The organism is Weissella paramesenteroides (genome assembly GCF_051903945.1).
Lineage (GTDB): Bacteria > Bacillota > Bacilli > Lactobacillales > Lactobacillaceae > Weissella > Weissella paramesenteroides_A.
In genome coordinates this window covers 1225442-1238988 of record NZ_CP192268.1, presented here as the reverse complement: position 1 = coordinate 1238988, position 13547 = coordinate 1225442, and the positions used below count along the sequence as shown (strand labels likewise).

Annotated in this window: 11 protein-coding genes, 6 tRNA genes and 2 rRNA genes; 18 read left to right on the top strand and 1 reads right to left on the bottom strand. The window is 39.7% G+C overall.

Annotation, left to right across the window (positions count from 1 at the left end):
* Positions 1-153 precede the first annotated feature (153 nt).
* From ACQ4QH_RS05950 to ACQ4QH_RS05895, 12 genes are all read left to right on the top strand, one after another.
* Positions 154-3069, top strand: a 23S ribosomal RNA gene (locus tag ACQ4QH_RS05950).
* A 77-nt stretch (positions 3070-3146) separates the two neighbouring features.
* Positions 3147-3263, top strand: a 5S ribosomal RNA gene (rrf, locus tag ACQ4QH_RS05945).
* A gap of 8 nt (positions 3264-3271) precedes the next feature.
* Positions 3272-3344 (top strand) — tRNA-Val (locus ACQ4QH_RS05940).
* 2 nt (positions 3345-3346) lie between these two features.
* Positions 3347-3419 (top strand) — tRNA-Lys (locus ACQ4QH_RS05935).
* A 19-nt stretch (positions 3420-3438) separates the two neighbouring features.
* Positions 3439-3512 (top strand) — tRNA-Arg (locus tag ACQ4QH_RS05930).
* A 28-nt stretch (positions 3513-3540) separates the two neighbouring features.
* Positions 3541-3614: transfer RNA gene (locus tag ACQ4QH_RS05925), tRNA-Pro, on the top strand.
* A gap of 8 nt (positions 3615-3622) precedes the next feature.
* Positions 3623-3696, top strand: a tRNA-Met gene (locus ACQ4QH_RS05920).
* Positions 3697-3706: 10 nt separating this feature from the next.
* Positions 3707-3778 (top strand) — tRNA-Gly (locus ACQ4QH_RS05915).
* A gap of 220 nt (positions 3779-3998) precedes the next feature.
* Positions 3999-4628, top strand: a complete 630-nt coding sequence (locus ACQ4QH_RS05910) for an HAD family hydrolase (protein WP_439818146.1) — start codon at positions 3999-4001, stop codon at positions 4626-4628.
* A gap of 62 nt (positions 4629-4690) precedes the next feature.
* On the top strand, positions 4691-5524 hold the full coding sequence (gene murI / locus ACQ4QH_RS05905; protein ID WP_439818145.1) for a glutamate racemase: 834 nt from the start codon (positions 4691-4693) through the stop codon (positions 5522-5524).
* 21 nt (positions 5525-5545) lie between these two features.
* Positions 5546-6142 (top strand): XTP/dITP diphosphatase, encoded by a 597-nt coding sequence (locus ACQ4QH_RS05900; RefSeq protein ID WP_439819512.1) that lies wholly within the window; start codon positions 5546-5548, stop codon positions 6140-6142.
* Positions 6143-6144: 2 nt separating this feature from the next.
* Positions 6145-6663: a YfcE family phosphodiesterase gene (locus tag ACQ4QH_RS05895; RefSeq protein WP_439818144.1), complete on the top strand. Its 519-nt coding sequence runs from the start codon at positions 6145-6147 to the stop codon at positions 6661-6663.
* Between the two features lie 93 nt (positions 6664-6756).
* Here ACQ4QH_RS05895 and ACQ4QH_RS05890 read toward each other — a convergent pair whose 3' ends face one another.
* On the bottom strand, positions 6757-7368 hold the full coding sequence (locus ACQ4QH_RS05890) for a DsbA family protein (protein WP_439818143.1): 612 nt from the start codon (positions 7366-7368) through the stop codon (positions 6757-6759).
* Positions 7369-7756: 388 nt separating this feature from the next.
* Between ACQ4QH_RS05890 and ACQ4QH_RS05885 the strand changes: the two genes are divergently transcribed.
* From ACQ4QH_RS05885 to nusA, 6 genes are all read left to right on the top strand, one after another.
* Positions 7757-8371, top strand: a complete 615-nt coding sequence (locus ACQ4QH_RS05885; protein ID WP_439818142.1) for a GTP pyrophosphokinase — start codon at positions 7757-7759, stop codon at positions 8369-8371.
* Positions 8372-8392: 21 nt separating this feature from the next.
* Positions 8393-9211 (top strand): NAD kinase, encoded by an 819-nt coding sequence (locus ACQ4QH_RS05880; RefSeq protein ID WP_002826979.1) that lies wholly within the window; start codon positions 8393-8395, stop codon positions 9209-9211.
* Positions 9212-10129 (top strand): RluA family pseudouridine synthase, encoded by a 918-nt coding sequence (locus tag ACQ4QH_RS05875; protein WP_439818141.1) that lies wholly within the window; start codon positions 9212-9214, stop codon positions 10127-10129. It begins immediately after the preceding gene.
* 26 nt (positions 10130-10155) lie between these two features.
* Positions 10156-11541 carry a magnesium transporter gene (gene mgtE / locus ACQ4QH_RS05870; RefSeq protein WP_439818140.1) on the top strand — a complete coding sequence of 462 codons (1386 nt, stop codon included), beginning with the start codon at positions 10156-10158 and terminating at the stop codon, positions 11539-11541.
* 162 nt (positions 11542-11703) lie between these two features.
* The gene (locus ACQ4QH_RS05865; RefSeq protein WP_439818139.1) at positions 11704-12390 is read left to right on the top strand and encodes a ribosome maturation factor; all 687 of its coding nucleotides are present in this window, start codon (positions 11704-11706) and stop codon (positions 12388-12390) included.
* 19 nt (positions 12391-12409) lie between these two features.
* Positions 12410-13540 carry a transcription termination factor NusA gene (nusA, locus tag ACQ4QH_RS05860; protein ID WP_439818138.1) on the top strand — a complete coding sequence of 377 codons (1131 nt, stop codon included), beginning with the start codon at positions 12410-12412 and terminating at the stop codon, positions 13538-13540.
* The last annotated feature ends 7 nt before the right edge of the window (positions 13541-13547 follow it).

Below are 13547 nucleotides of genomic sequence, written 5' to 3'. Positions count from 1 at the left end.
TGTAAATTTTTAAATTCATTATAATTGATCAAATCAATTAAATTGAGCCGAAAAAATACACCGCGTAATTTTTTGAGTTTTTTAAATAAGTTTAAAATCGCTTGTGACCATTGAGTCACAATACTCAAACGAAATCATCAACGAAAGTTGATCGGTTAAGTTATTAAGGGCGCATGGTGAATGCCTTGGCACTAGGAGCCGATGAAGGACGGGACTAACACCGATATGCCTCGGGGAGCTGTAAGTAAGCTGTGATCCGGGGATTTCCGAATGGGGGAACCCAACTTGTGATGCAAGTTATCGTTTAATGAATACATAGTTAAACGAAGGTAGACGTTGTGAACTGAAACATCTCATTAGCAACAGGAGAAGAAAGAAAAATCGATTCCGTCAGTAGCGGCGAGCGAACGCGGAGGAGCCCAAACCAGAGTGCTTGCACTCTGGGGTTGTAGGACTACCGTTGTGGAGTTACAAATTTGTTTATTAGCAGAATCAGCTGGGAAGCTGAGCGAAACAGGGTGATAGCCCCGTATGCGAAAGTAAGCAAACTCCCGTGTAGGATCCTGAGTACGGCCGGACACGTGAAATCCGGTCGGAAACTGCGAGGACCATCTCGTAAGGCTAAATACTCCCTAGTGACCGATAGTGAACCAGTACCGTGAGGGAAAGGTGAAAAGCACCCCGGAAGGGGAGTGAAAAAGTTCCTGAAACCATGTGCCTACAACAAGTTAGAGCCCGTTAATGGGTGATAGCGTGCCTTTTGTAGAATGAACCGGCGAGTTACGATACCATGCAAGGTTAAGGTGGAAAGACCGGAGCCGTAGCGAAAGCGAGTCTGAAATGGGCGTTTTAGTATGTTGTTGTAGACCCGAAACCAGGTGACCTACCCATGTCCAGGGTGAAGGTGCGGTAAAACGCACTGGAGGCCCGAACCCGTACATGTTGAAAAATGTTGGGATGAGGTGTGGGTAGCGGTGAAATTCCAATCGAACTTGGAGATAGCTGGTTCTCTCCGAAATAGCTTTAGGGCTAGCCTCGGAAGATAGCGTGTTGGAGGTAGAGCACTGTTTTGGTGCGGGGCCCATCTCGGGTTACTAAATTAAGATAAACTCCGAATGCCAATCACGTATGTCCGGGAGTCAGACAGTGAGTGATAAGATCCATTGTCGAAAGGGGAACAGCCCAGATCGTCAGTTAAGGTCCCTAAGTGTGTGTTAAGTGGAAAAGGATGTGAAGTTGCATAGACAACTAGGATGTTGGCTCAGAAGCAGCCACCATTTAAAGAGTGCGTAATAGCTCACTAGTCGAGTGATTCTGCGCCGAAAATGTACCGGGGCTAAACACACCACCGAAACTACGGGTGCCACATCAGTGGCGCGATAGGAGAGCGTTCTAAGGGCAATGAAGTCAGACCGTGAGGACTGGTGGAGCGCTTAGAAGTGAGAATGCCGGTATGAGTAGCGAAAGACAGGTGAGAATCCTGTCCACCGTATGACTAAGGTTTCCTGGGGAAGGCTCGTCCTCCCAGGGTTAGTCGGGACCTAAGGCGAGGCCGAAAGGCGTAGTCGATGGCTAACAGGTTGAGATTCCTGTACCAGGTGAACATGTTTGAACGATGGAGGGACGCAGAAGGCTAACAGAACCCAGCGGCTGGAAATGCTGGGCCAAGCAACAAGTCTTAGTGTGAGTCAAATGCTTGCACTTATACGGACAAGTTGTGATGGGGACCGAAATAAAGTAGGGAAGTCTGTGATGTCACGCTGCCGAGAAAAGCTTCTAGTTAGTGTTTACCTGCCCGTACCGCAAACCGACACAGGTAGTCGAGGAGAGCATCCTAAGGTGAGCGAGTGAACTCTCGTTAAGGAACTCGGCAAAATGACCCCGTAACTTCGGGAGAAGGGGTGCTCAGCGCAAGCTGAGCCGCAGTGAATAGGCCCAGGCGACTGTTTATCAAAAACACAGGTTTCTGCAAAATCGTAAGATGACGTATAGGGGCTGACGCCTGCCCGGTGCTGGAAGGTTAAAAGGAGTGCTTAGCTTCGGCGAAGGTACGAATTGAAGCCCCAGTAAACGGCGGCCGTAACTATAACGGTCCTAAGGTAGCGAAATTCCTTGTCGGGTAAGTTCCGACCCGCACGAAAGGCGTAACGATCTGGGCGCTGTCTCAACGAGAGACTCGGTGAAATTTAAAGACCCGTGAAGATGCGGGTTACCCGCGACAGGACGGAAAGACCCCATGGAGCTTTACTGTAGCTTGATATTGAGTGTTTGTGCAGCTTGTACAGCATAGGTAGGAGCCGTAGAAATCGGGACGCTAGTTTCGATGGAGGCAAACGTGGGATACTACCCTCGTTGTATGAACACTCTAACTCACACCACTAAGCGTGGTGGAAGACAGTGTCTGGCAGGCAGTTTGACTGGGGCGGTCGCCTCCTAAAAGGTAACGGAGGCGCCCAAAGGTTCCCTCAGAATGGTTGGAAATCATTCGCAGAGTGTAAAGGCACAAGGGAGCTTGACTGTGAGACTTACCAGTCGAGCAGGTACGAAAGTAGGGCTTAGTGATCCGGTGGTTCCGCATGGAAGGGCCATCGCTCAACGGACAAAAGCTACCCTGGGGATAACAGGCTTATCTCCCCCAAGAGTCCACATCGACGGGGAGGTTTGGCACCTCGATGTCGGCTCATCGCATCCTGGGGCTGTAGTCGGTCCCAAGGGTTGGGCTGTTCGCCCATTAAAGCGGTACGCGAGCTGGGTTCAGAACGTCGTGAGACAGTTCGGTCCCTATCCGTCGCGGGCGTAGGAAATTTGAGAGGAGCTGCCCTTAGTACGAGAGGACCGGGGTGGACGTACCACTGGTGTATCAGTTGTTCCGCCAGGAGCATCGCTGAGTAGCTATGTACGGATGAGATAAACGCTGAAAGCATCTAAGTGTGAAACTCGCCTCGAGATGAGATTTCCCATTCAGAAATGAAGTAAGACCCCTCAGAGATGATGAGGTAGATAGGCTAGAAGTGGACGTGCGGTGACGCATGGAGCGGACTAGTACTAATGGTTCGAGGACTTAACCAAGTAGCAAGTGGTGTAAGGCAAGAAAAACGCAATTATGATTCAGTTTTGAGGGAACTAAGTTCACTCAATAAAAAACGTGTCGTGATGATGGCACTGAGGTCACACCTGTTCCCATACCGAACACAGTAGTTAAGCTCAGTAGCGCCAAAAGTAGTTGGAGGATCGCCTCCTGCGAGGATAGGACATCGCGATGCATTATAATGGACGTTTAGCTCAGCTGGGAGAGCACCTGCCTTACAAGCAGGGGGTCACAGGTTCGATCCCTGTAACGTCCATTGGGTCGTTAGCTCAGTTGGCAGAGCAGTGGACTTTTAATCCATGGGTCCTGGGTTCGAGCCCCAGACGACCCATATTACTAATATGGAAATTGCACCTATAGCGCAACTGGATAGAGTGTCTGACTACGAATCAGAAGGTTGAAGGTTCGAATCCTTCTAGGTGCATTTAACAAATTAATATTTGTTATTATTTCGGGACGTAGCTCAGTTTGGTAGAGCACCTGGTTTGGGACCAGGGGGTCGCAGGTTCGAATCCTGTCGTCCCGATATTTATTCGCGGTGTAGCTCAGCTGGCTAGAGCGTCCGGTTCATACCCGGGAGGTCGAGGGTTCGATTCCCCCCGCCGCGATTAGCATAATGCGGATGTAGTACAATGGCTAGTGCTCCAGCCTTCCAAGCTGGGAATGCGGGTTCGATTCCCGTCGTCCGCTTTGATAAAACTCCGATAAACATTGATTACCAAGTGTTTATCGGAGTTTTTTATGTATACACCTTCCTATGTCATCATAAATTGGTCTCAAATATATCGTAAAAAACAGTCATGTCTATCTGCCAATTAATCTGTCATTAATAATTTTCAATGTTTAGGTTGATGCATGAAATTTGTGAGTGTTATATACTATACTGTATAAATATTTTTAGGGGAAAATTATGAATACGGTTATCTTTGATGTTGATGGTACGTTATTAAGTACAGAAAGTATGTATATGCAGTCACTTATTCAAACATTTCGTGATCGTGGGATTGAAAAATCTTACGAGGAAGTGTATAAAATTTTTGGATTACCATCATTAGATGGATTAATTAGAATGGGTGTGGAAAATCCAGAAGAAATGCAATTAGCTTGGCAAAGCCATTATCACGATTTTTGGCATGAGGTTAAATTATTTGATGGTATTACTGAGATGCTTTCGAAACTTAAATTAGGTGATAAGAAGCTTGGCATAGTGACTTCAAATACACCAGAAGAATTTGCTAGTCATAGTAATGATTTTGATTTCAAAAAATATTTTGATGACTTTGTATTTGCAGGACAGACACCTCATATGAAACCTGCAGCCGATCCAATTTTAAAATCATTGGATAATTTGGAAGCAGATAAAGTAACAGCAATGTATATTGGTGATTCTGTTCATGATATGCAAGCAGCACATAATGCGGGTATTAAGTTTGGCATGGCTGCTTGGGGAGTTCGTGATCAATCTGTCTTTAACAATCAGGCAGATATGATTTTTGAAACACCGTCTGACCTGGTAGCTTATATGCTAAATGATAAGTAGATATTATTGAAGTATTTAGAAATTTTATAATCTAAAATAACTTTTTGAAAGAAGTGAAAAATATGGATAATCGTGCAATCGGATATTTAGATTCAGGTATAGGTGGTTTGTCCGTCGTCAAACAAGCTCTCAAACAATTACCAGATGAGCAGGTCTATTATATTGGCGATACTGCACGAATGCCGTATGGGCCAAGATCATCAAATGAAGTTAGAAAATTCACCTGGCAATTGGTAGATTTTTTAATGGAAAAAGAAATTAAACTATTAGTTATTGCCTGCAATACAGCTACTGCAGCTACTTTGGATGATTTGATTAAATACTTACCAATTCCAGTTGTTGGTGTTATCCAGCCAGGAGTGGATGCGGCTAGTCAGTTAACAGAGTCAAATAATATTGGTATTATTGCAACGCAGGGAACAGTTAATTCCATGGCTTACTATGATGGGTTGAAGAAAATTAATTCTGATTTTCATGTTTTGCAATTGGCCGCACCAACCTTAGTCAAAATTGCAGAGCAACCGGAAAAGAATGAATTAACTGTTAACCAGATAGTTACAAAAGTTTTATTACCAATTAAAACAAGTGAAATTGATACGTTAGTCTTAGGATGTACCCATTTTCCCTTGTTGGCAAAGTTTATACAAGAAGCTGTAGGAGAACAAGTAAAACTGGTTGATCCAGGAACGTCAACAATTGAGGTTGTCGCACAAATTTTGGATGATTTTGAAATTAGACATGAGAGTACAAATCATCAGATAAGAAATTTGGACAAATATTTTACAACTGGCGATCAGGAAATTTTTGATCGTCTTGCAGAAAATTGGCTTCAGATTTCAAATTTAAATGTACAACATGTAGATATTGTAGGTGAACAGCTAATATCTGTAAAATAAAATTTTTGGGGAGAAAAAATGATGACTAAATTAATTTTTGCATCAAAAAATAATGGTAAAATACGTGAGTTTCGTGAATTTTTGTCGCCTTTTGGTGTAGAAGTTATTTCATTAAACGATTTAGAAGATGTACCAGAGATTGACGAAAATGGGTCTACTTTTTTAGACAATGCGACTATCAAAGCGAAGATAATTTCAGAAACTTATCACTTGCCGGTTGTAGCAGATGATTCTGGACTGAGTGTTGATGCTTTGAATGGTGCGCCTGGTGTCCATTCTGCACGTTATGCGGGTGATCATGATGATCTCGCAAATAATAAAAAGTTATTATCAGAATTGACTAATGTAAAAAAGCAAGATCGCACAGCGACATTTCATACAGTAATTGTTGGATTGAAGCCAACAGGAGAAAAAATTGTGGCTGATGGTTCAGTTAATGGTAGTATTTTATTTGAAGAACAAGGGACCGATGGATTTGGATATGATCCGTTGTTCTATTATGAACCATTGCATAAAAGTTTTGCGGAATTAACAGCCACAGAAAAAAACAGTATTTCGCACAGAGGAAATGCTTTAAGACAATTTATTGTATTATTTAAAGATTGGTGGGGAGATTAATTATGGATTATTTGATTGTATCTGATACACATGGTGATCGACAAATTTTAACTGACATTGTTGCGCATTATAAGGGGAAAGTTCGTGCAATGTTTTATAACGGTGACTCGGAGTTACAAAGGTCTGATGAACTTTTTGATACATTACTTCCAGTAATTGGTAATATGGATGATGATCCGATGTTTCCTGATGATCGTAACTATGAAGATGAATTTGTTAAAATTTATCAAACTCATGGTCACTTGGTGCATACTGAAATTTCTCTTAATCAGTTGAGAGAAGTAGCATCGCATAAAGATGTAGATATTGTTACTTCAGGTCACACACATATGTTGGGAGCTGAACAGATTGATGGCAAGTTATTTATTAATCCAGGGTCGATTTCCCTACCTAAGGGACCTTATGCATATCTCAAGGGAACATATGCAATTCTTTCAGTAGAAACTAAAAAGTTTATTGTGCAGTTTTATACGCGTGATTTACAGCCTGTATCAGGACTGAAATTTGAATTTGATAGGTAGAATGTGTGTCAATTTGACTTAATTTAGAAAAAAGTAGATCGTAATAAAACAATTTGACTTAAATTGTTTATTACGATCTACTTTTTGGTTTTCTTAATTAGTACCTTCTTCGTAGTTAACTAAATGAAGAGTTGCATTGGTCGTTCTTTGACTCATAGACGAATTGAAGACATGTGCTAAACCTTGAGATGAAAAATCTGTTGTTTGAAAGGCGTATCTGTTTTCGGTTGAATTATATACGACCATGGTAGGATAGGATACAATCCCCATGTTTGCCGCAATATTTTGATCATCTCTCAAAGCATTCAAAGTTGACAGCGTATTATAATCTTCCAAAAAAATATTTTCATCTAAATTCAGTTCAGCGATGGTCGACAAAACTAAATTTTTAGAATAACTTTTATTAGCTAATAATTTCGTCTGCATTTTAAAATAAAATGCTCTGGCAGCCTTTCTTCCTTGAGATTGGACAGCCTTTGTATCTAATACTAATTGTGATAAATTATTTGCAACGGTTGCGTAATCAACATTTTTGTAACTACGCTTTAATTCGTGGTACGTATCTCGTACTGATTGCATCGTGACAATTGGGATCAATTTGTAGGAAACAAATTGATTCATTTCTTCAAAATAACTCGTAATCATTTCCTCTGATGCTATACTTTCAGCTGAGAGGGGAGTGACGAAGTGGTACACTTCTAACATAACAAGCGACAACCTCCAAAAAACGTTTTTATGCATACCCATCAATAGTACGCTATCATTGCTAGTGTGTCTATATGCTCTTTCTTTTTATAACAGAACTAAGGATAACCCTTTTAGTGAAAAAATGCATAATATAAGTTTTCAAATACTGATTATTTATTAAATAACACTGGTAAGAATTACTTAGTAATTGTAAAATTAAAGCATTGTGTTATTTGTTATAATGAGCTGACTTAATTATATAGTTTTCACAACGAATACGATAATATTCCGCTTGTATAACCTATTATAAATACTCAGCGGTTAGTTATTTTAGCGTGTCAGTTTGATTTTTTAATAGCAGGACACAAATAATAGTGAGATTTATGAAATTTTTGGGGGAGTAAAAATGACACATGATGAGTGGGAAAAATTACTGCAACCTTATGTTCAAACTGTTGATGAATTAAAGGTTAAATTGCGTGGCATGCGCCAAGAATTTGAATTACAAAGTATACAAACACCAGTTGAATTTGTAACTGGCAGGGTGAAAACTATCCCAGCTATTGAAGAAAAACTTATTCGACGTCATATTAACATAGATCGTATTGAACAAGATATGGAAGATTTAGCTGGTGTTCGAATCATGACACAGTTTACCGAGGATATTTATCGCGTGGTTGACTTGTTACGTAAACGCAAAGATATGGTTATTCTGGAAGAACGTGATTATGTGACGAATGAAAAGCCATCAGGGTATCGTTCGTATCATATTGTTATTGAGTATCCTGTTCAGTTAGTTACTGGTGAAAAGAAAGTACTAGCAGAAATTCAAGTTCGAACGATGCAAATGAATGTATGGGCAACAATTGAACATGCCATTAATTATAAATATGATGGTGAATATACCGAAGAGATGCAAGAAAAGTTAAAAAATGCTGCGGACCTAAGCATCAAAGTTGATGAATTGTTTTCTGAACTCCACAATGGCTTATCAGAAAATGGAACAAACGGTAATTTATAAAAGTAAAAGGAAGGCTGCTAAATGAAGATCGCTGTATATAGTAATAATGTACCTCATTCTAGAGCAGTAGTTTCCTTACTGAAAGAAAAACTCATTGCTCGAAGTGAAGGACGAGTCATATTTGACAATGAAAATCCAGAAGTAGTCATTACAGTTGGTGGTGATGGGACATTGTTGGGGGCTTTTCATCATTATACTGATCAATTAGATAAAATTCGTTTTATTGGTGTGCATACTGGACATTTGGGATTTTATGCTGATTGGCAATATTTTGAATTAGATGAGTTAGTTGAGAGTTTGGTTAATCAAGAAACAACCGCTAAAACAGTTAAATATCCCCTCTTGCATGCTAAAATTCATTACACAGATGGACATGAGGAAAATATTTTAGCCTTAAATGAGGCGGCTATCAAACGCCCTCTTGGTACATTAGTTGCTGATGTTTATATTCAAAATGAATTGTTTGAGCGATTCCGAGGAGATGGCTTGACAGCTTCGACACCAACTGGGTCGACAGCTTATAATAAAGCAATTGGTGGTGCAGTCATGCATCCGAGTTTACAAGCAATTCAATTAGCTGAAATTGCTTCGATAAATAGCAGGGTTTTTCGTACGTTAGGTTCTCCTTTGATCATTGGTAGTCACGAGGTCGTTAAGGTACAACTAGAAAACGATGGTTCTGCTGTAACGTTTAGTTATGATCATTTAAATAAAATATCTTCTAATATTGATTGGATTTCTTTCCAGGTGGCTGACCAAAAGATCCAATTTGCTGAATACCGGCATATGCATTTTTGGCATCGTGTACAGGCTAGCTTTATTGGAACGGAGGTGAGATAAGTGGCTCATTTTAGTTGGAAAAATCAAAGTGAAAGTACATTACGTATAAAAACATTTTTAGCACAACGTGGTGTTTCACATCGTATGTTTGCGATTATTAAACGTGGGGGTGGCCAGGTACTACTCAATCATAGACCAGTTAGAACACTAGATGATGTTGCACCAGGTGATTTGGTTGAGGTGAAAATGCCAGCAGAACAATCCAATGCAATTGTGGCTGCTTCTGACTTACCGATTAAAATTTTGTATGAAGATGAAAATTGGTTAGTGGTAGACAAGGTGGCAGGCATAACATCCGTCCCTGGAAAAGCTGATCGAGAGACAACCATGGTTAATCGTGTTAAAGGTTATTTGATTTCAGAAGGGGCAGAAGATCTTGTACCACATGTTGTGACTCGACTAGATAGATTTACATCTGGTGTTGCCTTACTAGCCAAGCACCGTTTTGCACATGGCCTTTTAGATAAGCAACTGCAAACACACACAGTAGATAAGCGTTATTATGCAATTGTTGATGGCATTGTCTCAGACAATCATGGCTTTATTGATGCACCAATTGGTCGAATGGATAATGATTTTATTAGACGTGAGGTACGTGCTGATGGGCGATCATCACAAACAGAATATTGGGTTGTAAACCGGATGTCGAATCAAACATTAGTAAAGGTACAGTTACATACTGGGCGAACACATCAAATTCGTGTGCATTTTAAATATATAGGACATCCATTAATTGGAGATGAAATATATGGTGGCCCAATGGATCGAGGAATTGAGCGGCAAGCATTACATGCCTATTCGTTAGAATTCTATGATCCTTTTAGTGAAATTAAGCGACACATTCAGAGCCCGTTGCCTGAAGACTTAAAGCAAATTTTAACAGGTAATTCTACAGAAGATATGGTGAGTAAATCTTAGATAAATAAAAAATAGCGTGGTGAATAATGAAAGAAACATTACAGGAATTGACGGAAGAAATGCGTGATGAGTTATCAGAACAGGCCCATTATTTAGTTCAATATATTGAAAATAACGATAAAAATGCCTTTTTGAATGGTTTTGATGAATTGCATACATTTGATCAAGCGGTCTTCTATGTTTCATTAACGGCGCAGTTAAGACATCAAATTATTGACTGGTTAAAACCAGTGGAACTGGCGGATATTTTTGATGAGATTGATCCTGAAGATGTCGATTTTAATGATCTATTATCTGAAATGTCCCCTCATTATGCAGCAGAAATGCTAGCAGAAATGTACACTGATAATGCGGTTGATTTGATGTCTGACTTAGACGGTAAACAATTAGCGCTTTACTTGTCATTAATGCCTCCAAAAAGTGCTGAAGAAATCAAACGCTTTTTGAAATACGATGATGATACTGCGGGAGCTCTGATGAGTACCGAGTTCATCGCTATTAATCAACAGCTATCAATTGGCCAGGCCATGGTAGAGGTTAAGCAAGCTGCCCAGGAAGCGGAGCAAATCAATTATATTTATATTTTAGATGACAATGGTGTATTGGTGGGGGTTATCTCACTGAAATCATTGATTGTGTGGCCAGATGCAGCAAAAGTTGCTGAGGTAATGGACACAAATCTGATTACGGTTAGTCCTACAGATGATCAAGAAGAAGTGGCTAAAATTATGGCTGATTATAACTTTGTTGCAATTCCTGTTGTTGCCGAACAAAAGATGGTTGGAATGATTACTGTTGATGATATTGTTGATGTTATTGACGAAGAAGCTGCAGAAGATTATTCACGACTGGCTGGTGTGGACGTTGTCACTTTAGAAGATAATCCAATTAAGTCAGCAATGAAACGTTTACCTTGGTTAATTGGGTTGATATTTTTGGGGATGGGAACTGCATCAGTGATTGATGGCTATAATTATTTAGTAGCAGAGACATCAATTCTAGCTGTTTTTATTTCCTTAATAACCGGTACGGCAGGAAACGCAGGTACGCAATCACTGGCGGTTGCAGTTCGTCGCATTGCTTTACAGGAAAAGAAGTCAATCTTTAAATCACTGTTAATTGAAATTTTAATTGGTGTAATGATTGGTGTACTTGCAGGTGTGACTATTTTCCTAGTTATCTTAATCTGGAAAAATAATCTGTTATTGGGAATCGCCGTTGGATTAGCAATGAGTGTTGCTATTTTGGTAGCTAATGTTGCCGGAGCATTTATTCCGTTGCTTATGGATAAAGTGGGTGTTGATCCCGCAGTGGCATCTGGACCATTCATTTCAACACTATCTGACCTAACATCCGTTATTATCTATTTTAATGTTGCAAAAACATTCATTGATCACTTCATGATGCGTTAAAATATGAAGAGCAGTTACTTGCCTATAGGATAAATTCGTGATACTATAAGGTTTGTTAATGAATATGCTCTTAATTGAGTGGCCGGATTTCTTCTCGGCCGCTCATTTTTTTAAGGAGTTTATTAAATCGAGCGAATATTGATGCATGAAGGGAGGGTTAGAATGGCAAAAGTTACAGAAAATGTTCAAGCAATTTTAAAACCTATATTGGCTACAAAGGGTTTTGATCTTTGGGATGTTTTGTATGAAAAACAAGACAGCGATTTTGTTCTTCGGGTACTTGTAGACCGTGTTGATGGAGAAATTAATATGGATGATCTCGTGATGTTAACTGAAGTTATCAGCGATGAGCTAGATATGATTACTCCTGATCCATTCCCACAGGCTTATCTTCTTGATGTTTCATCTCCAGGTGCTGATCGAGAATTACAGCAACCAGGAAACTTTGTTTGGGCAGTTGGAAAATTTATTGAGGTGATTTTAAATAATCCAGTTGCAGGGTTAGAAAAATTTACTGGCCAGTTGGTATCATTTTTAGATGACAAATTGACTGTAGATGTCGCATTAAAAACAAAGCATCAGTTGATTGAGATTGATTTAGATAATATTCAGAAAGCCAATTTATCTATCAGCCAAGATCGTATTTTGACTACTGAAGAGGATTATGAATGGGCACGTCATAAGTTAGTGCACATCTCAACTTATCAAAAAATTGATGGTCGCAAAGAATTTTTAGGTGAATTAAATAATTTTACACCAGAAGATTTAATCATTACTGATGAGTCCAATGATGAATTGCTGATCCCACGTCGTGCAGTTGCACAAGCACGACAATCAAATGATTTTTAAAAATACGGAGAAACAAAAAATGAGTAAGGAACTAGTATCAGCCCTTGATGCACTTGAAGAAGAAAAGGGTATTAAAGCCGAAGTTTTAATTGCAGCACTGGAAGAGGCCTTAAAAAAAGCGTACGAAAAAAACTATGACGAATCTGAAAATGTCGAAGTTCAATTCGATAAAAAAAAGGGTAGTATTAAGGTATACGCGGTTAAGACAGTCGTAGATGAAATTGAAGAACCATATGAACAAATTAGTTTAGAAGAGGCCTTAGACCTAAATAAGGCTTACGAAGTTGGTGACGAAATTCGTTTTGAAGTCACACCAAAAGATTTTGGCCGTTTAGCAGCACAAACAGCAAAGCAAATCATTATGCAAAAAGTACGTGAAGCTGAACGTGGTGTTGTCTACGATAACTTTGTCGGTTATGAAGATGAAATTATCACTGGAGAAGTTGAAAGAGAAGACTCACGTTACTTGTACATCATTTTGCCAGGTAATCAAGTGGCAGCGATGAAGCCAAATGACCAGATGCCTAGTGAAAATTATCAAATGGGTGATAAGATTAAGGTTTTGGTTTCACAAGTACAAAATGAGCAAAAAGGTCCACAAGTGTTTGTCTCTCGTACTCATCCTGATTTGGTTAAGCGACTATTTGAAGCAGAAGTACCTGAAGTTTTTGATGGTACCGTTGAGATCAAGTCTATTGCTCGCGAGGCAGGAGATCGTTCAAAAATTGCTGTTTATTCACATAATGAAAATCTAGATGCTGTTGGAACGATGGTTGGTCAACGTGGTGCACGAGTGCAATCTGTTGTTACTGAATTATCAGGTGAAAACATGGATATTGTTGAGTGGACAGAAGATCCAGCTGAATTTATTAAAAATTCATTGAATCCAGCAGAAGTTGTTGAAGTGATTTTTGATCCAACTAATGATCGCGCAGCAACGGTCTTGGTACCTGATTATCAACTATCATTGGCTATCGGTAAACGAGGTCAAAATGCACGTTTAGCTGCACGTTTGACAGGATTTAAAATTGACATCAAGCCAGAATCAGCACGTGAAGAAGTTATCGCTGAATTAGAAAATCAATCAACAGCTAGTTCTGTTGCAGAAAATATTGAAGAAGTTGAATTAGACGATAATTCAGAAGAATAGGAGGTCG